The organism is Kitasatospora sp. NPDC088548, from assembly GCF_044753005.1.
Classification (GTDB): domain Bacteria; phylum Actinomycetota; class Actinomycetes; order Streptomycetales; family Streptomycetaceae; genus Kitasatospora.
In genome coordinates, this window is record NZ_JBIVMI010000011.1 from 172,616 (window position 1) to 195,553 (window position 22,938).

19 protein-coding genes are annotated in these 22,938 nt (G+C 74.4%); 17 read left to right on the forward strand and 2 right to left on the reverse strand.

The features are described from left to right. Positions 1-36 precede the first annotated feature (36 nt). The 3 genes from ACIP82_RS16800 (at position 37) to ACIP82_RS16810 (ending at position 4,349) form a co-directional block, all read left to right on the forward strand. Positions 37-1,476 carry a glutamine synthetase gene (locus ACIP82_RS16800; protein WP_400653985.1) on the forward strand — a complete coding sequence of 480 codons (1,440 nt, stop codon included), beginning with the start codon at positions 37-39 and terminating at the stop codon, positions 1,474-1,476. A 3-nt stretch (positions 1,477-1,479) separates the two neighbouring features. Next, positions 1,480-2,598: an amidohydrolase family protein gene (locus tag ACIP82_RS16805; RefSeq protein ID WP_400653987.1), complete on the forward strand. Its 1,119-nt coding sequence runs from the start codon at positions 1,480-1,482 to the stop codon at positions 2,596-2,598. A gap of 263 nt (positions 2,599-2,861) precedes the next feature. Beyond that, positions 2,862-4,349, forward strand: coding sequence for a S8 family serine peptidase (locus ACIP82_RS16810; RefSeq protein WP_363607964.1), 1,488 nt, complete (start codon positions 2,862-2,864; stop codon positions 4,347-4,349). 134 nt (positions 4,350-4,483) lie between these two features. Here ACIP82_RS16810 and ACIP82_RS16815 read toward each other — a convergent pair whose 3' ends face one another. Next, on the reverse strand, positions 4,484-5,377 hold the full coding sequence (locus ACIP82_RS16815) for a HipA family kinase (RefSeq protein ID WP_363607963.1): 894 nt from the start codon (positions 5,375-5,377) through the stop codon (positions 4,484-4,486). A 204-nt stretch (positions 5,378-5,581) separates the two neighbouring features. Between ACIP82_RS16815 and ACIP82_RS16820 the strand changes: the two genes are divergently transcribed. From ACIP82_RS16820 to ACIP82_RS16860, 9 genes are all read left to right on the forward strand, one after another. Further along, the gene (locus tag ACIP82_RS16820) at positions 5,582-6,022 is read left to right on the forward strand and encodes an SRPBCC family protein (RefSeq protein WP_400653989.1); all 441 of its coding nucleotides are present in this window, start codon (positions 5,582-5,584) and stop codon (positions 6,020-6,022) included. A 279-nt stretch (positions 6,023-6,301) separates the two neighbouring features. Continuing rightward, the gene (locus ACIP82_RS16825; RefSeq protein ID WP_400653991.1) at positions 6,302-7,408 is read left to right on the forward strand and encodes a glycosyltransferase; all 1,107 of its coding nucleotides are present in this window, start codon (positions 6,302-6,304) and stop codon (positions 7,406-7,408) included. 334 nt (positions 7,409-7,742) lie between these two features. Then, positions 7,743-9,266 carry an exopolysaccharide biosynthesis polyprenyl glycosylphosphotransferase gene (locus tag ACIP82_RS16830; protein ID WP_400653993.1) on the forward strand — a complete coding sequence of 508 codons (1,524 nt, stop codon included), beginning with the start codon at positions 7,743-7,745 and terminating at the stop codon, positions 9,264-9,266. Between the two features lie 5 nt (positions 9,267-9,271). Further along, positions 9,272-10,642: an O-antigen ligase family protein gene (locus ACIP82_RS16835; RefSeq protein WP_400653995.1), complete on the forward strand. Its 1,371-nt coding sequence runs from the start codon at positions 9,272-9,274 to the stop codon at positions 10,640-10,642. Further along, complete coding sequence (locus ACIP82_RS16840) at positions 10,639-12,381, forward strand: lipid II flippase MurJ (protein ID WP_363607958.1); 1,743 nt, start codon at positions 10,639-10,641, stop codon at positions 12,379-12,381. The genes ACIP82_RS16835 and ACIP82_RS16840 overlap by 4 nt, the downstream gene beginning before the upstream one ends. Continuing rightward, entirely contained in the window at positions 12,371-13,300 is a 930-nt protein-coding gene (locus tag ACIP82_RS16845) for a polysaccharide deacetylase family protein (RefSeq protein ID WP_400653997.1), read from the forward strand. Before ACIP82_RS16840 ends, ACIP82_RS16845 begins: the two co-directional genes overlap by 11 nt. Then, entirely contained in the window at positions 13,297-14,412 is a 1,116-nt protein-coding gene (locus tag ACIP82_RS16850) for a glycosyltransferase (protein ID WP_400653999.1), read from the forward strand. Before ACIP82_RS16845 ends, ACIP82_RS16850 begins: the two co-directional genes overlap by 4 nt. A gap of 53 nt (positions 14,413-14,465) precedes the next feature. Next, positions 14,466-15,221, forward strand: a complete 756-nt coding sequence (locus tag ACIP82_RS16855) for a hypothetical protein (RefSeq protein ID WP_400654001.1) — start codon at positions 14,466-14,468, stop codon at positions 15,219-15,221. Further along, the gene (locus tag ACIP82_RS16860; RefSeq protein ID WP_400654003.1) at positions 15,218-16,381 is read left to right on the forward strand and encodes a GNAT family N-acetyltransferase; all 1,164 of its coding nucleotides are present in this window, start codon (positions 15,218-15,220) and stop codon (positions 16,379-16,381) included. Before ACIP82_RS16855 ends, ACIP82_RS16860 begins: the two co-directional genes overlap by 4 nt. A 41-nt stretch (positions 16,382-16,422) precedes the next feature. Here the strand turns inward: ACIP82_RS16860 and ACIP82_RS16865 are convergent, their stop codons facing one another. Next, positions 16,423-17,508 carry a glycosyl hydrolase gene (locus ACIP82_RS16865; protein ID WP_363607954.1) on the reverse strand — a complete coding sequence of 362 codons (1,086 nt, stop codon included), beginning with the start codon at positions 17,506-17,508 and terminating at the stop codon, positions 16,423-16,425. Positions 17,509-17,861: 353 nt separating this feature from the next. Here ACIP82_RS16865 and ACIP82_RS16870 point away from each other — a divergent pair, with 353 nt between their 5' ends. From ACIP82_RS16870 to ACIP82_RS16890, 5 genes are all read left to right on the forward strand, one after another. Then, positions 17,862-18,791, forward strand: a complete 930-nt coding sequence (locus tag ACIP82_RS16870) for a hypothetical protein (RefSeq protein WP_363607953.1) — start codon at positions 17,862-17,864, stop codon at positions 18,789-18,791. 233 nt (positions 18,792-19,024) lie between these two features. After that, the gene (locus ACIP82_RS16875; RefSeq protein WP_363607952.1) at positions 19,025-20,623 is read left to right on the forward strand and encodes an ABC-F family ATP-binding cassette domain-containing protein; all 1,599 of its coding nucleotides are present in this window, start codon (positions 19,025-19,027) and stop codon (positions 20,621-20,623) included. A 327-nt stretch (positions 20,624-20,950) separates the two neighbouring features. After that, positions 20,951-21,184, forward strand: a complete 234-nt coding sequence (locus tag ACIP82_RS16880) for a helix-turn-helix domain-containing protein (RefSeq protein WP_030059940.1) — start codon at positions 20,951-20,953, stop codon at positions 21,182-21,184. Positions 21,185-21,404: 220 nt separating this feature from the next. Beyond that, on the forward strand, positions 21,405-22,211 hold the full coding sequence (locus ACIP82_RS16885; RefSeq protein WP_400654006.1) for an enoyl-CoA hydratase/isomerase family protein: 807 nt from the start codon (positions 21,405-21,407) through the stop codon (positions 22,209-22,211). A 167-nt stretch (positions 22,212-22,378) separates the two neighbouring features. Next, a complete protein-coding gene (locus ACIP82_RS16890) occupies positions 22,379-22,900 on the forward strand; it encodes an Asp23/Gls24 family envelope stress response protein (protein ID WP_363607950.1) in 522 nt (173 codons plus the stop codon). Positions 22,901-22,938: the final 38 nt, after the last annotated feature.

Below are 22,938 nucleotides of genomic sequence, written 5' to 3' on the forward strand. Positions count from 1 at the left end.
ATTCCCCGGGGTCAACGGGCCCGGCAGCATGGGGGCATGAGCACCGGAACCGTTGCCGCGGGCCCCGCCGAGCCGCCCGCCACCGGCCTCGGCGGCCACCTCGGCGCCGTCGCCCTGCCGCCGCGCGCCGAGCGCGGCGAGCGGGCGGAGGCGGCCACCGAGCGGCTGCGCGTGGCCGGGGTGGACGCGGTGGCCGTCACCTGGGTGGACAACGCGGGCATCACCCGGGTGAAGGCCGTCCCGCTCGGTGGGCTGGTGCACGCCGCGCAGTGGGGCGTCGGCACCGCGCCCTGCTTCGACGTCTTCCTGGCCGACGACACGATCACCACCAGCCGGATCATCGGCGGCCCGACGGGTGATCTGCGGCTCTACCCGGCCCTCGACCGGATCGTCCCGCTGGCCGCCCAGCCCGGCTGGGCCTGGGCGCCGGGGGAGAGGTACACGCAGACGGGGGACCCGCACCCCGGGTGCCAGCGGCTGTTCGCCCGCCGGATGGAGGCCGCCGCGGCCGCGCGCGGCCTGAGTCTCAAGGCCGGCATCGAGGTCGAGTGGGTGGTCGCCCGCGCCGGAGCGCCCCAGGAGGGCCTGCGCTACCCGACGGACGGCCCGGCCTACGGCATGCACCGCCTGACCGACCTCTCCGACTACCTCGGGGACGTGCTGCGCGCCCTCGGCGAGCAGGGCCTGACGGTGCTGCAGATCCACCCCGAGTACTCCCCGGGCCAGTTCGAGGTGTCGGTCGCCCCCGAGGGCCCGGTCGGCGCGGCCGACGCCTCCGTGCTGGTCCGGCACACCGTGCGGGCCGTCTCCGCCCGGCACGGCCTGCGGGTCTCCTTCGCTCCCGTGGTCGAGCCCGGCGCGGTCGGCAACGGCGGCCACCTCCACCTCAGCCTCTGGCGCGACGGGCGGAACCTCGGCCGGGGCGGCGCCGGACCGCACGGGCTGACGGTGGAGGCCGAGGGCTTCCTCGCCGGGGTGCTCGGCGCGCTGCCCGAGCTGCTGGTGCTCGGCTCCTCCAGCCCCGCCGGCTATCTGCGGCTGGTGCCCTCGCACTGGGCCGGCGCCTACCAGTGCTGGGGTCTGGAGAACCGCGAGGCCGCCCTGCGGCTGATCACCGGCTCCTCCGGCGAGCGGGCCACCGCGGCCAACGCCGAGGTCAAGTGCTTCGACGCCACCGCCAATCCGTACCTGGCGGTCGGCGCGGTGCTCGCCACCGGCCTCGCAGGGCTGGACCAACGGCTCGCGCTGCCACCGGAGTTCACCGGTGATCCGGCCGAGGCCGCGCCCGGCACGGTGCCCCGGCTGCCCGCGAGCCCGGCCGAGGCGATCGCGGCGTACGAGAAGTCGGCGGTGCTCCGCGAGGCGCTCGGTGAGCCGCTGTACGAGGCGGTGCTGGCCGTCCGCCGGGCCGAGAGCGAGCAGTACGCCGCGGCCACCCCCGAGCAGCTGGCCGCGGCCACCCGCTGGCGGTACTGACCTGTGGACTCGCTGGATGTCCCGGCGTTGCTCGACCACCACTGCCACAGCGTGGCGGTGGCCGATCTGGCCGACGACGCCCTGGCCGGGCTGCTCACCGAGTCCGACCGGCCGCCCGCCCCCGGCACCTCGCCGTTCGACAGCGCACTCGGCCTGGCGGTCCGGCGCTGGTGCCCGCCCGCGCTCGGGCTGCCCTGCCACGCCCCGGCCGCCGACTACCTGGCCCGGCGGCGCGAGCTCGGCGCTCCCGAGGCCGCCCGGCGGCTGCTCGCGGCCGCCGCGCTGGACACCTGCCTGGTGGACACCGGGCTGACCACGGCGGCCGGCCACCAGCTGCTCCCGCTCAGCGAGTTCGCCGAGGTGGCCGGCGCCCGGGTGCGCGAGGTGGTGCGGCTGGAGTCGGTGGCCCAGGCGGTCTCGGCGACGGCGCAGGCCTGGCCGCTCGCGGTACGGGAGGCGCTGGCGGCGGCCGCCGCCGGTGCGGTGGCGGTCAAGTCGGTGCTCGCCTACCGGTACGGTCTCGCGGTGCCCGCCGAGCGGCCCGCCCCGACGGCGGTGGTCGCCGCCGCGGGGGAGTGGCTGCGGGCGGGGCGCGGCCGGCTGACCGATCCGGTGCTGCTGCACCACCTGCTCTGGACGGCCCTGGAGGTCTGCGCGGACCTCGGTCTGCCGCTCCAACTGCACACCGGCTTCGGCGATCCGGACCTCACCCTGCACCGGGCCGACCCGTCCCTGCTGACCGACTTCGTCCGGGCCGCCGAGCCGAGCGGCGTCCCGCTGGTGCTGCTGCACGGCTATCCGTACCACCGGCAGGCGGCCTGGCTGGCCCAGGCGTTCCCCCGGGTCTACACCGATCTCGGGCTGACGGCCTCCTACGTCGGGCCGCGCGCGGCGGCGGTGCTCGGCGAGATGCTGGAGCTGGCACCGTTCGGCAAACTGTTGTTCTCCACCGACGCCTACGGGCTGCCGGAGCTGTACCTGGTCGGCGCGGCCCAGTTCCGGCACGGCCTGGGTGCCCTGCTGGCCGGCTGGCGGGCCGACGGCGCCTGCTCGGCGGCGGACGCGCAGCGCCTCGCCCGGCAGGTCGCCGCGGACAACGCCCGTTGCCTGTACGGCCTTTGAGTCGGTCGGCGGTTCCCGAGCAGCCGTCCGTCCGGGGCTGACTCCCCCCTCTCGACACGCCCGGGCTCATGTGATTGACAGTCCGATGGTCTGAACCTTTCGTCGCGGCCGTCAACAGCGGAGTCTTAACTTCCGCAGATGGCCGACTTGTGACGATTAGATGTCTACCTCTTGCGGATTGCAACGCTTGTTCACTAGCGTCCCGATCATTCCAGTGCACCTGCCAACCGCAGCTGCATGACGACTCGGGAGGGCCAACCCCTATGAGTGTTCCTCGGATCAGCCGGACCCGGTACGCCGCGGTGGGCCTCGTTCTCGCCACCGCCGGCGCCCTCGCGCTGCCGGCAGGCACCGCCGTCGCGGCCGCCGGGGCCGAGCCGACGACCGGGCCTCTGCTCAGCTACGTCGTCAACACCAAGGCCAACCACGGCCAGGTGCAGAAGGTCGAGAAGGCCGTCAGCGCGCTCGGCGGCACGGTGGTCTACTCGTACGAGCAGATCGGTGTGGTGATCGCCCGCTCGAACGACACCCAGTTCGCCGCCAAGCTGCGGCAGGCGAAGGGCGTCGAGTCGGTCGGTGCCAGCCGTACCAAGGGCATCACCGCCGCCGACTCGCAGAAGGCCGAGGTGGCCGCCGAGCCGACCGCCGCGCCCGCCCCCGGCCAGGAGCCCCTTGAGGCCAACCAGTGGGACATGCGCCAGATCGGTGCGGACAAGGCGCACAAGATATCCCTCGGCAGCCGCAACGTCACCGTCGGCGTGCTGGACTCCGGCATCGACGCGCTGCACGAGGACCTGGCACCCAACGTGGACGCCTCGCAGTCGGTCTCCTGCATCGACGGCGGCAAGCCGAACACCGACTGGAACGCCTGGCAGCCGACCAGCAGCGACCACGGCACCCACGTGGCCGGCACCATCGCCGCCGCCAAGAACGGCAAGGGCGTCGTCGGTGTGGCCCCGAACGTCAAGCTGGCCGCGGTCAAGGTCGTCGACGAGGGCGGCTTCATCTACCCGGAGTACGCCATCTGCGGCTTCGTCTGGGCCGGTGAGCACAAGTTCAAGGTCACCAACAACAGCTACTACGTCGACCCGTGGATGTTCAACTGCCAGAACGACGCGGACCAGGCGGCGATCACCACCGCCGTCCGCCGCGCGGTCGAGTTCTCGCAGCGCAAGGGCGTCCTGAACGTGGCCGCCGCGGGCAACGAGAACATCGACCTGGCGCACAAGACCACCGACGTCAGCAGCCCGGACGACACCACCCCCGGCACCCGTCCGATCACCAAGGACTGCCTCAACCTGCCGACCGAGCTGGACGGCGTCATCGCCGTCTCCTCGGTGGGCGTCAAGGGCGACAAGTCCTACTACTCCAGCTACGGCAAGCACAAGGTGACCGTGGCCGCCCCGGGCGGTGACCGGCTTTACCAGATCCCGGACACCCCGGACAAGAACGGCCGCATCCTCTCCACCATCCCCGGTGGCAAGTACGGCTACATGCAGGGCACCTCGATGGCCTCCCCGCACACCGCCGGCGTGGTCGCGCTGCTCGCCAGCACCCACCCGTGGGCGAACCCGGAGGAGCTCACCGAGCTGCTGACCAACCAGGCCGAGTCGCACGCCTGCCCGTCGGCCCCGTTCAACCCGGGTGGCACCGGCGTCTACGCCGCCACCTGTGAGGGCGGCGCGAACGACAACGGCTTCTACGGCGCGGGCATCATCAACGCCGAGAAGGCGGTCCAGTGGTGGCGGTGACGCCCTGAGGCGCTCACGTGCCGACCGGCTCGCACGCTGACCGGCCGACCGGCCGTCCGCCGGACCGGCTGAACCAACAGTGAGGTGGGGAGCGGGACCCAGGTCCCGTTCCCCACCTTCTTGCTACCCCCGGGTCATTCGACGTGCTGGTTCCAGGCCGTCTCGACGGACGGCTTTCCATGCAGGTCGGGGACCTCCTGGAGCCAGGCGGGCCGGCCGGCCCTGGCCCGGGCGGTCCGCCGGAGGTCGGCCTCGCGCAGCTGCTCGGGCGTGGCGAAGCCGTCCGGCAGCCACGCGGAGGAGAGCGCCGCGCGCGCGGCCAGATGCGCGACGTACGCCTGGCGCAGCGCGTCCACCGAGTCGAAGCCCGGCTCGTCCGCCAGCCACTCGTCGGGGACGACCGCCAGCACCTCCGTCAGCAGCCCGGCGGTGACCAGCGGGCCGAGCTGTTCGTCGGCCAGCCGGACGTCCGGGGAGTAACCGCCGAGGGCGTGGGAGCTGAGGTCGTACCGCTTGCCGACGGCGGCCTCGGCGGTGGACCAGCGGTGGTGGAAGATCAGCGCGGCGCCGTTGTCGATCAGCCAGAGCCGCCGGTGCCAGACCATCAGGTTGGGGTTGTGCACGGTGCGGTCGACATTGCCGGTGAGGGCGTCCAGCCAGACCACCCGGCCGGCCTCGGCCGGGTCCACCGGGATCATGCCGGGCCTGAAGTCGCGGGCGCCGGGCAGCAGGTCCATCCCGAGGTTCAGACCGCCGCTGGCTCTGAGGATGTCCTGGACCTCGGTGTCGGGTTCGCTCTCGGCGACCGCGGGGTCGAAGTCGACCAGCCGCAGCTCGGGCACCCGCAGACCGAGCCGCCGGGCGAGCTCCCCGACGATCACCTCGGCCACCAGCGCCTTGCGGCCCTGCGCGGCGCCGGTGAACTTGACCACATAGGTACCCAGGTCGTCGGTCTCCACGACGCCGGGCACCGAGCCGCCGGCCCGCAGCGGGTCGACGTAGCGCGTTGCTGTCACCTGATCGAGCACACCGGCCACCATAGCCGGTGGCCCGGCCCGGCGGACCGCCCTACCCCCGGTGGTACCGGCCCGCCGGCCCCGCCCCACCGGTGGCCCGGCCCGGCAGAGCGGACCGGGGGCTCACGACCGCCCTGAGCCCCGGGCGGTCGTACGGCGCCCGCTGTGGTTGGCTTGCCGGTGAAACCGGACGTACCAGACGAGGAGAACACGGTCATGGGACAGGTGCTGGCCACCACCGAGCGGGTCTACGACGCGGCCCCGGAGCGGGTGTACGAGGCGCTGGCCGACTACCAGGTGACCCGCCCCAAGCTGCTGCCCGGGCAGTACAGCGAGTACGAGGTGCGGGCGGGCGGCACCGGCGCGGGCACCCAGGTGCACTGGAGGCTCCAGGCCACCGAGAAGCGGGTGCGGGACTGCCTGTTCACCGTGTCGGCGCCGAAGCCCGACCAGTTGGTGGAGAAGGACGCCAACTCCAGCATGGTGATCACCTGGACGGTCTCGGTGGCCGGCGAGGGCCGGTCGAAGGTCACCGTCTCGGCCACCTGGCAGGGCGCGAGCGGTATCGGCGGTTTCTTCGAGCGGACCTTCGCTCCGAAGGGTCTGAACCGGATCCACGACCAGGTACTGGCGAACCTCGCCGCCGAGGTCCGCTGAATCATCGGCGTCCGCCGGAATCCGCGGGGTCTGCCCGATCCGCGGAGCCGGCGGCGCCACCCGGCTCCGCCGGATCCGTGGAGTCCGGCCCCTGGCGGGTGAATTCGTAAGGGAATTCGGCGATTTCGACCACCCGTGCGAGCCTCGAGCCGTACGGGTGGACGGCCGCCCCCTGGGAGTGGCGAGGGCCCTCCGGCGCGGTGGAGCGACCCTAGGCTCGCCGCCGTGCATATGACGATCCTTCACATTTCCCAGCCCGTCGACGGTGGAGTGGCCCGCGTGGTCACCGATCTGGTCCGGGGTCAGCGCGAGGCCGGCCACCGGGTGCTGGTGGCCTGTCCGCGAGGCGGCCGGCTGGCCGGGGAGGCCGCCGCCGCCGGCGCGCTGGTCCAGGACTGGCCGGCCCGCCGCTCGCCAGGACCGGCCACCGCCGCCGAGGCCTGGAGACTGCGCCGGATCGTCCGGGCGGCCGCGCCCGACATGGTCCATCTGCACAGTTCCAAGGCCGGGCTCGCGGGCCGGCTGGCCATTCGCGGCACGGTGCCGACCGTCTTCCAGCCGCACGCCTGGTCGTTCGCGGCCGTGGACGGGGCGCTGGCCGCCGCCACCCTGCGCTGGGAGCGGTACGCGACCCGCTGGGCGCACCGGCTGCTCTGCGTCAGCGTTCAGGAGCGGGCCGACGGGGCGGCGGCGGGCCTGCACGCCGACTGGGCGGTGGTGCCCAACGGGGTGGACGTCCGCCACTACGCGCCCGCCGAGCGCCGGGCCGCCCGGATCGCGCTCGGGCTGGAGCTGGACGCTCCGCTGGCCGTCTGCGTGGGGCGGCTCTGCCGGCAGAAGGGCCAGGACGTGCTGCTCGCCGCCTGGCCCGAGGTGCTGCGCCGGGTGCCGCGGGCCCGCCTGGCGCTGGTCGGCGGCGGGCCGGACGAGACCCGGCTGGCCGACGCCGTCCGGGAGTCCGCCGGGCCGTCCCGGGTCCGGCTGGCCGGGGACGTGCCGGACCCGCGGCCGTGGCTGGCGGCGGCCGATCTGGTGGTGCTGCCGTCCCGCTGGGAGGGGATGGCGCTGGCCCCGCTGGAGGCGATGGCGGCCGGCCGCCCGGTGCTGCTGACCGATGTGCCGGGGGCCCGTGAATGCCTGCCGCCGGCCGAGCGGGAGCAGGCGGTGGTGCCGCCCGAGGAAGTGACCCCGCTCGCCACCCGAATGGCCGAAGCATTGTCCGATCCGATCGAGTGCGAACGCCGCGGCGCGCGGTTGCGCGAGCACGCCGTCGCCCGTCATGACGTGCGCTCGGTGGTCGAACAGGTGGATGCGCTCTATCGGGACCTGCTGGGTGCCGGTCCGGCGGCGGGGCGCCGCCACCCCCGTGTCCCAGAGCGGATCTGATCGTTTCACATGCCGTGAATGCCCCGCCGTTCAGGCGCTGTCGTATTCGCACCCTCAGCCGGATAAGGGCGAGGCGTCAAGTCGGAAATACCTATTAATGGGCGGCTGGAATGAAACGGCAAGGTAACTTCCGGCATTCAAGCCGACGTTCGGTATTGTCGGATTTCGCCTGCTTCATTTCGATTTCACATCGGAAATTCGTGAGGGAACCGAAAGCCGCCAGCGGCAGCAGGTGTTGTCAGGACCGCGCCCACCGGGCCGGGACGGCCGCCCCGGGCCAACCGGTGCCGGGACGCCGTCACCCCGGGCACACAGCAGGGGAGTTCGTGCGCTGATGACCATTGACCACGACAGCGTGCCGCGGGCCGGCCGGTCCCTGGCCGGCCCGCGCCGCCCCGCCATCGGGCTGCTCGACCGCCCGCCCCGGTCAACCCACACCCGCAGCGCACCCCCGGCCCGCCGCCACCGCAGGCCGATCCGCTCCCGCCTCGCCCTGCCCGCCGCACTGGCCACCGTCGACGCGCTCGCCCTGTGCACCGCCACCGGCACCGCCAACCGCGTCCTCGACCCGGCCGTCCGGGTCGAGCCACTGCTCGGCGTCGCCGCCCTGCTGCCACTGCTGCTCACGCTCAACCTGGCCGGCGGCCTCTACCGCCTCCGGCTCACCCTCTCCGTCCTCGACGAACTCCCCGCGCTGACCGTCCGGGCCGTGGTCGCCACCGCCTTCTCCGTCACCCTGGCCGGCTGCCTCGACGGCCGCTGGCCCGACTGCGGCCCCGCCACCCCCGCCCGGCTGACCGTCCTGCTCGGCACCCAGCTGCTGCTCGCGGTCTGCTGCCGCGCCCTGCTCTACCACCTGGTCCGCCGGATCCGCCGCAGCCGCCCCAGCCCCGTCCTGGTGCTCGGCGCCGGCCGGCTCGGCCGCCGGGTCGCCGCCGCCCTCAGCGAGCGCCTGGAGTACGGGATGCGCCCGGTCGGCTTCCTCGACCCCGACCCGCCGGTGCTGGCCGGCGGCACCGACCTGCCCGTGCTCGGCGGCCGCGAGGTGCTGGAGCGCGAGGTCCGCCGCCACCGCGTGCACCACGTGGTCGCCACCGCCGGCGCCGCCGACGAGGCCGAGACCGCCGCCGCCCTGCGCGACGCCGCCCGGCTCGGCTGCCAGGTCTGGCTGGTGCCCGCGCTGCGCGAGTACGGCGCGCTGGAGACCGGCCGGCCGGCCGGCGGCGACCACCTCTGGGGCTTCCCCTGCCTGCGGGTCGGCCGCCCGGCGATGCGCCGCCCCGGCTGGGCCGCCAAGCGCGCCCTGGACGTCGTCGCCGCCGCCCTCGGCCTGCTCCTCCTCGCCCCCGTCCTCACCCTGTGCGCGCTCGCGGTCCGCTTCGACACCGGCTCCGGCGTGCTCTTCCGCCAGCAGCGCACCGGGCTCGACGGCCGGGTCTTCACCGTCCTCAAGTTCCGCACCCTGCGCCCCAGCAACGAACACGAGTCGGCCACCCGCTGGAACATCTCCCAGGACCACCGGATGGGCGCCGTCGGCAAGGTGATGCGGCGCAGCTCCCTGGACGAGCTGCCGCAGCTGTGGAACGTCCTGCGCGGCGACATGAGCCTGGTCGGCCCGCGCCCCGAACGCCCCTACTTCGTCATGCGGTTCGGCCAGGTCCACCCCGAGTACGCGGACCGCCACCGCGTCCCGGTCGGCCTGACCGGCCTCGCCCAGGTCAACGGTCTGCGCGGGGACACCTCCATCGAGGACCGGGTCCGCTTCGACAACCGCTACATCGAGAGCTGGAGCCTCTGGCAGGACGTCAAGATCCTCTGCCGCACGGCCGCCCTCATGCTCCACCCGGACGGGAGCTGACCACCGTGGCCCTCACCCTCTCCGCCGCCCCCGGGCCCGCCCGGCTCTTACGCCGGGCGGGCGCGGTGCTCGCGGCCCGGCCCAGCCTGCTCGCCGCCGCCACCGTGCTGCTGGTCTGCGTCCCCACCGGGGAGAAGGACGTCACCGCCGCCGTCCACATCACCGCGGCCGACCTCGCCTCGCTGGCCCTGGTCGCGGTCACCGCCGTCCACCTGCTGCGCGGCCGGGCGCCCGTGCTCGGCCCGGCCGCCTGCGCGCTGTTCGGCGGGATCGTGTTCGCCGCCGCCGTCGCCACCGTCGGCTCGATCGACCCGGCCACCAGCCTCACCGGATTCGTCCGGCTCACCCAGGTGTTCGTCCTGGTGCCCGTCGGCATGCTGTGCGCCCTGCGCGACCGCACCGACCAGCGGCTGGTCCTCGGCTCCTTCGTCGCCGCCGCGCTGATCCAGGGCGCCGTCGGCGCCCACCAGTACCTCACCGGCACCGGCGCCTCCTACACCGGCCGGCCGATCCGGGCCGTCGGCACCTTCGGCGCGCTCGACATCATGGCGATGTCCACCGTGGTCGGTTTCGGCCTGCTCGCGGCCCTCGCCCTGGCTCTCGGCGAACGCGGCCCCGGCGGCGACCGCCGACTGCGCCGGGCGATGTACGCGGCCGCCGCCTTCCTCGTCTTCCCGCTCGCCGTCTCGTTCAGCCGGGGCAGCTGGATCGCCACCGGCGCCGCCGCCGTCGTCCTGCTGCTGCGTGCCGATGCCCGGCTCGCCGTCCGCAGCGCCGTACTCGGCCTCGCCGCCGTCGTGGTCCTGGTCGGCGGCCTCGGTCTCGGCGCCTCCGGCGTCACCGACCGGCTCAGCAGCATCGGCTCCGTCTCGGCCGCCCCCGACCAGTCGGTCTCCGACCGCTACGACCTGTGGACCACCGCCACCCGGATCTGGCAGGACCACCCGGTCGGCGGCGCCGGGCCCAAGGCCTTCCAGCAGCTGCGCGACAGCCACGCCCCGCTGCGGCTCTCCTCCGGCAGCGACGCCGCCGACGCCACCATCGGCTTCCAGCGCGAACCGCTGCTCTCCCCGCACAACATGTACTTCCTGGTCCTCAGCGAGCAGGGCCTGATCGGCATCGTCGCCTACACCGCGCTCTTCCTCGGCCTCCTCATCGGCTGCCTGCGCCACCCGGGAGGGCCGGGCGGCGGGCCCGGGCTGGGCGCCCTCGCCCTGCTGGTCTGGGTGCTGGTCGACTACCTCTACTCCGACATCGGCGGCACCACCACCGTGCTGACCTCCGTCGTCCTCGGCCTCGCCGCCCGCACCGCCCGTGCCGGCACCGCCCGTGCCGGCACCGCCCGTGCCGGCACCCCCGGGGCGGTCGCCCGGTGACCACCGACCGCCCCGCGCTGACACCGGCGCTGCCCGCCCCCCGCACCGCCCCGGCCGGCGGGCCCGCCGCCCCGGCCGGGCCCGCCCGGCCCGGCGGCGCCGCGACCGCCCCCCGGCGCGGCTTCCTCGCCAAGGCCTTCGGCGTCACGGCCGTGCTCAGTGCCGCCGGCTCCGCCCTCGGACTCCTCCGCGACCTGCTGCTGGCCCGCTACTTCGGCGCCAACCAGGGCACCGACGCCTTCCTGGTCGCCTGGACCGTCCCGGAGACCGCCGCGCCGCTGCTGATCGAGGACGCCATGTCCTTCCTCATGGTGCCCGCCTTCGCCCTGGCCCTGGTGCTGCGCGAGGAGCACCCCGAAGGTCCCGACCCGGTACGGCAGTTGGTCCGCTCCACGCTGCCCTGGCTGCTGCTCGCGCTCAGCACCCTCTCGCTCGGCACCGCCCTCGGCGCCCCCCGGCTGGTCGAGTTCCTCGCCCCCGGCCTGGCCGACCCCGGGCTGGCCGTCAGCTGCACCCGGATCACCGCGCTCACCGTGCTGCCGTTCGGCGTGGCCGGCTACCTCGCCGCCGCGCTCCGCGCCCACCACCGTTTCACCGCCCCCGCCGGGATCTACGTCGCCTACAACGTCGGCATCCTCGGCGTCCTGCTGAGCTGTCAGGCGTTCTGGGGGGTGCGCTCCGCCGCGATCGGCGTCGCCGCCGGCAGTCTGCTGATGGCCGGGCTGCTGGTCGGCCCGTTCCTGCGCCGGCTGCGCGCCGGCCGCCCCGTCCGCGGCCGGCGCCCCGCCGACTCGCTGGTGCTGATCCCGCTCGCCCTGCTCCCGGTGGCCGCCTTCACCCTGACCCGCCAGGCCCAGGTCTTCATCGAGCGCTTCCTCGGCTCGGCCCTGCCGCCCGGCACCATCTCGCATCTCAACTACGCGGCCAAGGTCTCCCAGCTCGCCATGACGGCCGCCCTCCTGATCTGCACCGTCACCTTCCCGCTGGTCGCCCGCGCGCTCGCGGCCGGTGACCTCGCCGCCGCCCGCGACCGGGTCGAGAAGGACCTCGGCCAGGCCGCCGCGGTCGTGCTGCTCGGCACCGCCTTCCTGCTCGCCTGCGCGCCCTCGACGGTCGCCCTGCTCTTCGAACGCGGCGCCTTCGGCCCACGGGACACCGCCGCCACCGCCGCCGTGATCCGGGTCTACAGCTTCGGCCTGCCCGCCCAGGCACTGATCGGTGTGATGATCCGCCCGTACTTCTCGCTGCGTCCGGTGGTCCGCCGGGCCGGCGAGCCGGGCGCCGAGGACGGCGGACGCCGGCTGCTCGACTGGCTCCCGGCCGCCGCCATGGTGCTCGGCCTGGCTGTCACCGCCGTGGTCGGCCTGCTCACCACCCCCCGGTTCGGCGCCCTCGGACTCGCCGCCGGGAACGCCGCCGGCATCACCACCACCGCCGTGCTGCTGCTGCGCGGCCTCGTCCTGCGGGGCATCGCGCTGCGGCTGCGGCGGGTGCTCGGCGGCCATGCCCGGCTGCTGGCCGCCGCCGGTGGCGCCGCCGCGGCCGGCGCGGCCGTCGCCGGGCTCCCCGCCGACCCGCTGCTCTCGACCCTGCTCGGGGGCCTCACCGTGGCGCTGGCCTTCGCCGCCCTCGGCACCGGCCTCGGTGCCCGCGAGGTGCGCGGCCCGGTCCTCGCCGCCGTGCGGGCCCTGAACCCGTCACCTGTCGTCGACGAAGGGAAGCCCTCCCATGGACGTTGAACGGGGTTCCGCCCGTCCGGCCCGGCCGGGCGTACGCGGTTCCGTCCTGCCGGCGTCGGCGGGCCCGCGCACCGACCCGCCGCGCACCGACCCGCCGCGCACCGACGTCCTCCGCCCCTCGGCGAGGCTGCCGAGAAGCCGCCGCCCCGCCGCCGGACCGCCCGGCCCGGGCGCCCCCCACCCGTGGATCCTGATGTACCACTCGGTGGCCGTCGAGCAGGAGGACCCGTACCGGCTCACCGTCAGCCCCGAGCGGTTCGCCGACCAGATGGACTGGCTGCACCGGCGCGGCCGGCGCGGCGTCTCGGTCCGTGAACTCCTGCGGGCCCGGGCGGCCGGCCGGGGCGACCGGCTGGTCGGCCTCACCTTCGACGACGGCTACGCCGACTTCGCCCGGCACGCCGTGCCGATCCTCCAGGCGTACGGCTTCACCGCCACCGCGTACGTGGTCGCCGACCTGCTCGGCCGGGACAACGACTGGGACACCGAGGGCCCGCGCAAGAAGCTGCTCACCGGCCGGCAGGTCGCCGAACTCGCCGCCACCGGCTGGGAGATCGGCTCGCACGGCCTCGGCCACCAGGCCCTGCCCGGCCTGCCCGCCGAGGTGCTCGCCGCCCAGACCAGGGAGAGCCGCCGGGCCCTGGAAGAGGTCGTCGGCGGTCCCGTCACCGGCTTCTGCTACCCGTACGGCGCCGTCGACCTGCCCGCCACCCTCGCCGTCCGCGACGCCGGCTACGACCACGCCTGCGCCATCGCCCACTCCCCGCTGACCGGCCGCTACGCCCTGCCCCGCTGCTACGTCGGCGACCGCGACGGCGCCTGGCGGCTGCGCGCCAAACGCGGCCGGCACCGGCTGCGCGACACCGTCACCGAACTGCGCCGCAGCCGCGTCGCCACCCGCCGGGAGGCCGGCCGGTGAGGGTGCTGCACATCGTCACCGGCCTCGCCTCCGGCGGCGCCGAACGCCAACTCCAGCTGCTGCTGCGGCATCTGCCCGCGCACCAGCACTGCGAGGTGGCCGCGCTGACCAACCCCGGCACGGTCGCCGACGCGCTGCGCGCCGACGGGGTGACCGTCCACCACCTGGCGATGCGCGGCAACCGGGACGTCGGCGCGCTGCCCCGGCTGGTCCGGCTGATCCGCGCCGGCGGCTACGACCTGGTCCACACCCACCTCTACCGGGCCGGGCTCTACGGACGGCCGGCGGCCCGGCTCGCCGGGGTCCGGGCGGTGGTGGCCACCGAGCACTCGCTGCACGCCGGGGCGATCGAGGGCCGTCCGGTCACCCGTGGCGTCAAGGGCCTCTACCTGGCCGCCGAGCGGCTCGGCACCACCACCGTCGCGGTCTCCCGGCAGGTCGCCCAGACCCTGTACGCGTGGGGGGTGCCGCCGGCCCGGGTCGAGCTGATCCCGAACGGCATCGACGCCGCCCGCTACCGCAGGCCGGACGCCGAACGGGCCGCAGTGCGCCGCCGGGTACGGGCCGAACTCGGCCTGCCGCAGGGGAGCTGGGTGGTCGGCGGGGTCGGCCGGCTGGTGCCCGGCAAACGCTTCGACGTCCTGCTGGAGGCCCTGGCCGAGGTGGACTCCGGCACCCGGCTGGTGCTGATCGGCGAGGGCCCGGAGCGCGCCGCCCTGGAGCGCCGGGCCGCCCGGCTCGGCGTCCGGGACCGGCTGGTGCTCACCGGCGAACGCGACGACGTGCCCGAACTCCTCACCGCCCTGGACGTGCTGGCCGCGCCCTCGACCGAGGAGACCTTCGGCCTCGGCGTCCTGGAGGGCCTCGCGGCCGGTCTCCCGGTCCGCCACAGCGCCTGCCCGGCCCTGGACGAACTGCCGCCCGCCGCCGCCCCGCAGGCCCGCCGGATCCCCTCCGAGGCCGCCGCGTACACCGCCGCGCTGCGCGACCTGCGCCACCTCAACATCCACAGCACCGCCCCGCTGCCCCACCCCCCGGCGGTCGGCCACTACGACATCGTCCGGGTGGCCGCCGACCTGGGCGCCCTCTACGACCGCCTGGCACCCGCCTGACCGGCCGGCGGCCCGTGCAACCCCGGACCGCCCCACACCCTACGGAGCACCCCATGTCCGAATCGCGCCGAAGCGTCCGCACCCTGGCCCTTCGCTGGTGGCCAGTGGCCCTGGCGGTGCCGCTGGGCGCCGCCGCCGGCGCCGGGTACGCCGCCGTCGCGCACCCGTCGTACGCCGCCAACTCCTACGTGGTCGTGGTGCCGCAGAACCCCGGGGAGAACGCCGTCGCGGTCAACTTCGCCCAGGCGTACGGCCGGCTGGCCGGCCAGCCGCAGGTGCTCGGCACGGCCGCCGCCGAGACCGGCCACCGGCTCTCCGAGCTGGAGACCCTGGTGCACGGGACCACCTCCCCGGACGCCCCGGTGATCGAGATCACCGGGACGGGGGCCAGGCCGCGGGAGGCCGTCGAGACCGCCGACGCGGTGGCCCGCTCCCTGGTCGCCCTCGCCAACGCCAACAGCAAGGAGACCGGCGTCCGGCTGGTCCCGCTGGCCCCGGCCGCCGAGCCGGGCAAGCCGACCACACCCTCGGCCCGGCTGGACGTCGCGGTCGGCGGCGCGGCAGGCCTGCTGATCGGCGCACTGGTGCTGGCGACCCGCCGCCGCAGCCCCGGGGCCGAGCCCGGTCCCCGGCCCGCCGAGCCGGTGCCGGCCGCCCCGCCGGTGCCCGGGTCCGCGACCACCCCGCGCCCCCGGACCGGCGCCGCGCAGACCGCACCGCAGGCGTACCCGGACGGACCCGGCGAGCCTGGGGTCTACGCGCTCCAGGCCCCCGCCGAGCCGAAGACCGCCGCCGGGAGCCCCCGATGAGCACCGAGGCGGTGGCCGCCACCGGCCTGCCCGCCCAGACCGGCACCCCGCGCTGGACCAGCGAGCTGCGCCGCGAGGACGACGCCCTGGAGACCCTCGCCGAGGAGTGGGACGACCTGGCCGGCCGCTGCCGGACGGCCACCTTCTTCCAGGCCGCCGCCTGGCAGTGCTCCTGGTGGCGCCAGTACGGCCGCCCCGGCGAGCTGCTGGTCGTCCTGGTCCGCCAGGACGGCCGGCTGGTCGGCGCGGGCGCCTTCCGGCGGCGCGGCGGCCCGCTCGGCGGGCTGACCGGGCTCGGCGACGGCCTGATCGACTTCACCGACATCCTGCTCGACGACGCCTGCGCCGACCGCGCCGCCGCCGCGTTCGCCGAGGCCCTGCCGCTCACCCGCCCCTGGCACAGCCTGGAGCTGCGCGAGGTGCACCCGGAGGCGGCGGTGCAGCGGGTGTTCGAGCAGTGGCGGGGCAGCCGGCGCCGGTTCGCCGACTCGCTCTGCCAGTACCTGCCGGCCGTCCCGATGGACCAGCTGCTCAAGCGGGTGCCCGGCAAGACCGCCCAGCGCACCCGGGTGAAGCTGCGCAAGATCGCCGAGGCCGGGGTCGAGGTCCGCCCGACGCCGCCCGAGGACGTGCCCGACGCGCTGGACGCCCTGCTGCGGCTGCACTTCCTGCAGTGGCAGCAGCGCGGCGTCACCCCGGAGCACCGGACCGAGCGGTTCGCCCGCCACCTCACCGAGTCCACCACCGGCCTGGTCGCCACCGGCCGCGCCGCCGTCCACCAGTACTGGCTGGACGACGAGCTGGTCGCGGTGAACCTGCTGCTGCTCTGCCCGTCCTTCGGCGGCCTCTACCTGTACGGCGCGCACCCGCGGCTGCGCGAGCGGCTGGACATCGCCGGGCTGCTGTTCGGCGCGGCGCTGGAGGAGACGGTCGGCGCGGGCGTTCCGGTGCTCAGCCTGCTGCGCGGCCAGGAGCCGTACAAGCAGCGCTGGCGGCCGGACCAGCTGGCCAACCAGCGGCTGCTGTTCGGCCCGCGCGGTCCGGCCCCGGCGGCCGCCGTCAGGGCCGGTTCGGTCCGGGCCCGGCAGGCGGTGGTGCGGGTGCTGACCACCCGCCTGCCGAGGCTCAAGGAGGCGCTGGTGGCGCGCCGCCGGAGCTGAACCGGCCGCCGGCCCGGGCCGCCCCCGGTGCCGGGCCCCGCTCAGCGCGGGCCCGGCACCGGGGTGGTGCTCGGGGGCGCCGTGGCGGGCGCCCCCACGGAGCCCGACATCAGCTGCCGGAACCGGGCGGTGGACCGCGGGTTCCGGTCGCACTGCCAGAACCCGTGCGGACAGTAGTCGGTGACCGTCTGGTAGCTGGTGTCATGGGTGCGCATCCACTCCACCATCCGCTGCACGAACTCCGGGTTGTCCCCGTTGCGGAACAGCCCCCACTCCGGGTACGAGACGGGCTTGCCGCGCTTGGCGGCGAACTCCACCTGGTCCTGCAGCCCGTACGGCTCGCGGACGTAGTCGTCGAAGGTGGCGCCGGCCGGCTGGTCGTAGCTGTCCATGCCGATGATGTCCACGACGTCGTCGCCCGGGTAGCACCTGGTCCACGGGATGGCGTCCAGCCCCCGGTTGGGCGTGAAGTCGAAGCGGAACCGCTGCCCGGGCACCGAGCGCATCACCCCGACGATCCGCCGCCAGTACGCCTTCCAGGCGGTCGGGTCGGGCTTGCAGCGGTGGGTGTAGGTGACGCCGTTCATCTCCCAGCCGAGGGTGAGCACGGCGTCGGCGCCGCCCAGCGCGACCAGACGGCGGGCGAGCTTGAGGAAGTGGCCGTCGAAGTCACCCTGCACACCCTGGCCGAGCAGCCTGGCCACCTCGCCGTCCGGCACGTTCGCCTCGCTGGGCACCAGCATCGGCACGCCGAGCACGAGCATCCGGGCCGGGTCCGCCAGCCGCCACTGCGACCACATGCCGAGCACCATGGCCTCGCCCTCGACGTCCGCCCAGCTGTTTCCGGCCAGATAGGTGTGGCCGACCTGCAGATTGGCGTCATTCAGCCACTTCGCGAAGTGGTCGATCTGCGGGATGTAGGTGTCCCAGGAACCGACGAAGGCCCCGAACGGCGGCTCGTGCCCGGCCCGCTGGACGGCCGGGCGGGTGGCGGCGCCGCGCGGCTGGATGGCGTCCGAGGAGAGGGTGTGCCGTTCGGTCTGGCTGAGCGGGGTCCCGGCCGGGACACTGGCCGTGGTCAGCAGCAGCAGGGAGGCGGCGGCCAGCGCCAGGCGGCCGAATCGCATGGGTCTTCCTCCGGGCGTCGCGGAGCGGTGCGGGATGGACGGACCGTGGTCCCCCGCTCGCAGACAGTAGGCCCAACGGGCGTCGGAAAAGCCGAATGTCACCCTAAAGTGGGCGATATTCGAACGCCGTCTGCCGCAGTGGGCCGTGTATCACCTCTGTAACAGTCCGGGCGGCCCTGGGGGCCCTACCGGGGCGCCCCGCGGAGCCGGCGCCCCGACCGGACGGGGCCCGACGGCGCAGGTCGGGGGTGGGACCGGGCGAGGGGTGCGATCCGGCCATCGAGCGGTCCGCGGAACGGGCGCACGGCCACGCCCGGCTGACTCGCGCGGGGGGAGAAAGGTACGCTCCGCCCGTGTCCTGGAAGCCGCTGCGTGTACTCACCCCCCGATCGATCCTCCCTGCCCTGGCGGTGCTGCTGGTCCTTGTGGCGGGCGCTGCCGCGCATGCCAACAAGCCGGTGCCGTTCGGGGACCGGGTGGCCGAGCCCGGTGGTGCGAGCGTCAGCACGGTCAACGCGCAGTCGCCGGGCGCGGCCGACCTGGAGCTGCGGGTGGGCCCGGGCCTGGAGGCGTACAACCGCGCCACCGGGGAGCACGCCTGGTCCTACCGCCGGGAGGGCGCCACCGCGCTGTACCAGGCGATGGCGGGGGAGAACGCCGTGGTGCTCTGGGACGACGGCCTGATCACCTCGGTCCGGCCCGGTGACCACGAGGTGCGCTGGCACCGGGCCGTGCCCGGGCTGGCGGACTGGCTGCGCGGCGAGGGCGAGCCGGGCGCCGACAAGCGCACCGACGAGCAGCGCAAGCAGCTCGCGGTGGAGCGGGCCGCCACCGCGCTGTACACCGTCCAGGAGACCTCGCCGTGGGTGGCCGTGGTCACCCCCAACCTGACCATGGGCCTCCGCGACGCCGACGGTGACCTGCGCTACAACTCCAAGCCGCCCGGCAACTGCGTCTACGACCCGACGCGCACGGTGGGGACGGACTACGCGGTGCTGGTCCCGCGCAGCTGTACCAGCGGCGGCGGTCAGCCGGTCTCCGGCGGCGTCAGCGGCTACCGGCTGGACAGCACCGGCTGGCAGCTCAGCGCCGGCCCGGGGGTGTCGCTGAAGGCGCTGGACGGCCGCCGGGTGCTGATCTCGGACGGCCCGATCGTCGGCCCCAAGGTGTTCGACACCAAGGCGGCGGCCCCCGAGGCGGCCTGCGGCAGCCCGGCCGAGCCGTTCGCCGCCGTCCGCCCGGAGGGTTCCTGCGCGGCCCCGGCGGGTGATCCGCAGCCGTAGGGCGCGTCCGGCGACCCGGGTCCGGCCCCGGTCCCGGTACCCCGCCACGGTAATTCCCGGGGGCCGTGTCGCGCGGCCCGGTAGACTTGCCGTCATGGCTGTTCTCTCCGGGCACTAGCGGGCGAGCGGCGCCGCCCCCGTGCGGTCCGCCGATCACCGACGAAGCCCTTCCCGCTGCCCGGCCCCGGGCCATGCCCAGGCGCCCGCCCACGTCCCAGGAGTAGTCCCCAGCCATGATTTCCGTCAACGCCCTTGAGCTGCGCGCCGGTGCCCGGATCCTGATCGAGTCCGCCAGTTTCAAGGTCGCCCCGGGCGACCGGATCGGTCTGGTCGGGCGCAACGGCGCCGGCAAGACCACCCTCACCAAGGTGCTGGCCGGCGAGGGCATGCCGGCCGCGGGTACGGTCACCCGCTCCGGCGAGGTCGGCTACCTCCCGCAGGATCCCCGCACCGGCGACCTCGACGTCCTCGCCAAGGACCGCATCCTCTCCGCGCGCGGTCTGGACACCGTGCTGCGGAAGATGCGCGAGAACGAGGACCGGATGGCGAACGGCAAGGGCGCCACCCAGGAAAACGCGATGAAGAAGTACGCGCGCCTGGAGACCGAGTTCCTCACCAAGGGCGGGTACGCCGCCGAGGCCGAGGCCGCGACCATCGCCGCCGCCCTGGGCCTGCCGGACCGCATCCTCGGCCAGCAGCTGCACACCCTCTCCGGTGGCCAGCGCCGCCGCGTCGAGCTGGCCCGGATCCTCTTCTCGGACTCCGACGTGCTACTGCTCGACGAGCCCACCAACCACCTCGACGCCGACTCGATCGTCTGGCTGCGGGACTTCCTGAAGACCTACAAGGGCGGCTTCATCGTGATCTCGCACGATGTCGACCTGGTCGAGACGGTCGTCAACAAGGTGTTCTACCTGGACGCCAACCGCTCCGCGATCGACGTCTACAACATGGGCTGGAAGCAGTACCAGCAGCAGCGCGAGGACGACGAGAAGCGCCGCAAGCGCGAGCGGGCCAACGCCGAGAAGAAGGCCGCCACCCTCAACGCGCAGGCGGACAAGATGCGCGCCAAGGCGACCAAGACGGTGGCCGCGCAGAACATGGCCCGCCGCGCGGACAAGCTGCTCTCCGGGCTGGAGCAGGTCCGGATGAACGACAAGGTCGCCAAGCTGCGCTTCCCGGACCCGGCGCCCTGCGGCAAGACCCCGCTGACCGCCAGCGGCCTGTCCAAGTCGTACGGCTCGCTGGAGATCTTCACCGATGTCGACCTGGCGATCGACCGCGGTTCGCGGGTCGTCGTGCTGGGCTTCAACGGCGCCGGCAAGACCACCCTGCTGCGGATGCTGGCCGGGGTGGAGAAGCCGGACACCGGCGAGGTCGTCCCGGGCCACGGCCTGAAGATCGGCTACTACGCCCAGGAGCACGAGACCCTGGACCCGGACCGCACGGTACTGGAGAACATGCGCTCCTCGGCGCCGGACACGGACCTGGTGCAGATCCGCAAGATCCTCGGTTCGTTCCTGTTCTCCGGCGACGACGTCGACAAGCCCGCCGGGGTGCTCTCCGGCGGCGAGAAGACCCGGCTCGCGCTGGCCGCGCTGGTGGTCTCCAGCGCCAATGTGCTGCTGCTCGACGAGCCCACCAACAACCTCGACCCGGCCAGCCGCGAGGAGATCCTCGGCGCGCTGCGCGAGTTCAGCGGCGCGGTCGTGCTGGTCACCCACGACGAGGGCGCGGTCGACGCGCTCCAGCCGGAGCGGATCATCCTGCTGCCGGACGGTGTGGAGGACCTGTGGAGCCCGGCGTACGCCGATCTGGTCTCGCTCGCCTGACCGGCGGTAGACACCTCCTCCGCTTTTTGGACCAGAAAAACTAGTCCTTACGGCGTGTCCGGGAATGAAGAGGTCCGGCATTCCGTTTGAGTAGCTCCTGTCGGCCCGCCACTCGATCGTGGTCGGGCCGACGCTGCTGATCAGCCGTTTCGCTCCGGACGGCGGTATCGCCCCGGGGGCGTGCACTCTGCGTGAGCGCCCTTGTGCGCTCGGATCACCACCGACGGACCGCGCATTCCCGACATCGACCTTGTCGAATGGGTGGCCAGGACGCTGTGGATGGGTGATCATGGGAATCTGACCGAGCAACGCTACGAGGAGGCACGGGTGGCCGAGACTCTGAAAAAGGGCAGCCGGGTGACCGGTGCCGCGCGTGAGAAGCTCGCGGCCGATCTCAAGAAGAAGTACGACTCCGGGGCGAGCATTCGCGCTCTCGCGGAGGAGACCGGTCGTTCGTACGGCTTCGTGCACCGGATGCTGAGCGAGTCCGGAGTGATCCTCCGGGGCCGCGGTGGTGCCACGCGTGGCAAGAACAAAGCTACTGCCGGGGCTGGTTCCTGACGGTCCGTCAATTCTATGAGCGGATGACTCGGCGGCAGGGCGCCGACCGGGGAGGCGGCATCGATCGCCCGCCCCCGGCCACAGCGAACCGGCCGCCGATCGTCATGTCCGCGGTGGCGTCCGTCCCGGCGCCCCGATCTTTCCGCGCCGGCGTCTGCCGCTGCGCCGCCAGTTTTGTTACTCTCCGGTAGCCACGTCCCTCGCCACCGGAGGTCCCCGCATGACCGCCCCCGCCACCGACCCGCAGGCCCCGAGCTGGGAGCAGGACGGCGTCCGTCTGGAGATCGACGGCGCGCTCGCCACCGTCACCCTCTGTCAGCCCAAACGGCGTAACGCCCAGTCGCCCGCGATGTGGCGCGCCCTGGCGTCCGTGGGTCGGCAGCTGCCCGGCCAGGTCCGGGTGGTGCTGCTGCGCGCCGAGGGCCTCTCCTTCTCCGCCGGCCTGGACCGCGCGATGTTCACCCCCGAGGGCATCCCCGGCGAGCGCACCTTCCTCCAGCTGGCCGCCGCCGCGGACCGCGACCTCGACGACACCATCGCCTCCTACCAGGAGGCCTTCACCTGGTGGCGCCGCCCCGACCTGGTCTCGATCGCCGCCGTCCAGGGCCACGCCGTCGGTGCCGGCTTCCAGCTCGCCCTCGGCTGCGACCTGCGAGTGGTCGCCGACGACGTCCAGTTCGCCATGAAGGAGACCTCGCTCGGCCTCGTCCCCGACCTGGCCGGCACCAAGCCGCTCACCGAACTGGTCGGCTACGCCAGGGCGCTGGAGATCTGCGCCACCGGGCGCTGGGTCGGCGCCGAGGAGGCGACCGCCACCGGGCTGGCCAACCTGGCCGTCCCCGCCGCCGAGCTGGACGCCACCGCCCGTGATCTCGCCGCCGCGCTGCTGGCCGCGCCGCGGGACGCCGTCATCGAGACCAAGGCCCTGCTCCAGGGCGCGGGCGGGCGCTCGTACGACGAGCAGCGCTCGGCCGAACGGGTGGCGCAGGCCCGCCGCCTGCGCGATCTGGCCGGCCTCGGCGACTGACGCCCACCGAGCGGACAGGGCCCGGCTCCGGGGGCGATCCCGGGGGGCCGGGCCCTCGGCGTTCCCCGGGCCGGCCGGCCGCCGTTCCGGGGGCGGGAATCGTGGCGAAATGCCAGAGTTGGAGTGATTCGGGATATAGCTATGGCCGTACGACGGGAGAAGCGCTCATGCCTGACACTCCGACGCCCGCCACGCTGCACAAGAACCCCTCCGCCGCCGCCTCCTCGGCCTCGTCCTCCTCGTCCTCCTCGCTCGCCGAGGGGAAGAGGTCGGCGAGCGAGCGCGGACGCACCGCGCTGGCCGTCGGCGTGGTGGAGAAGATCGCCGGTATGGCCGCCCGCGAGGTCTCCGGCATCCACGCCCTCGGCTCGGGTCTCTCCCGCACCTTCGGTGCGATGCGCGACCGGGTGCCGGGCGGCAAGTCCAGCATCGGACGCGGCATCAAGGCCGAGGTCGGCGAGAAGCAGACCGCCATCGACATCGCCCTGGTCGTCGAGTACGGCGTGGTCATCCCCGAACTGGCCCGCCAGGTACGGGAGAACATCATCGACTCGGTCGAGCGGATGACCGGCCTCGAAGTCGTCGAGGTCAACATCGCCGTCAACGACGTCCATCTCCCCGACGAACCGGACGTCGAGGAGGAGGAAGAGGAGACCCTCTCCTCCGGCCAGCGGCCCAAGCTGAAGTAGCCCGACCGGCCGGACCCGGCCGGCGGCGGAGGACGAGG

Coding starts and splice junctions, on each gene's coding strand:
- ACIP82_RS16820 (WP_400653989.1), top strand. CDS start 5,582: ATGGGACAGGTGCTGGCCACCACCGAGCGGGTCTACGACGCGGCCCCG.
- ACIP82_RS16845 (WP_400653997.1), top strand. CDS start 12,371: ATGGACGTTGAACGGGGTTCCGCCCGTCCGGCCCGGCCGGGCGTACGC.
- ACIP82_RS16800 (WP_400653985.1), top strand. CDS start 37: ATGAGCACCGGAACCGTTGCCGCGGGCCCCGCCGAGCCGCCCGCCACC.
- ACIP82_RS16830 (WP_400653993.1), top strand. CDS start 7,743: ATGACCATTGACCACGACAGCGTGCCGCGGGCCGGCCGGTCCCTGGCC.
- ACIP82_RS16855 (WP_400654001.1), top strand. CDS start 14,466: ATGTCCGAATCGCGCCGAAGCGTCCGCACCCTGGCCCTTCGCTGGTGG.
- ACIP82_RS16875 (WP_363607952.1), top strand. CDS start 19,025: ATGATTTCCGTCAACGCCCTTGAGCTGCGCGCCGGTGCCCGGATCCTG.
- ACIP82_RS16890 (WP_363607950.1), top strand. CDS start 22,379: ATGCCTGACACTCCGACGCCCGCCACGCTGCACAAGAACCCCTCCGCC.
- ACIP82_RS16885 (WP_400654006.1), top strand. CDS start 21,405: ATGACCGCCCCCGCCACCGACCCGCAGGCCCCGAGCTGGGAGCAGGAC.
- ACIP82_RS16810 (WP_363607964.1), top strand. CDS start 2,862: ATGAGTGTTCCTCGGATCAGCCGGACCCGGTACGCCGCGGTGGGCCTC.
- ACIP82_RS16865 (WP_363607954.1), bottom strand. CDS start 17,508: ATGCGATTCGGCCGCCTGGCGCTGGCCGCCGCCTCCCTGCTGCTGCTG.
- ACIP82_RS16860 (WP_400654003.1), top strand. CDS start 15,218: ATGAGCACCGAGGCGGTGGCCGCCACCGGCCTGCCCGCCCAGACCGGC.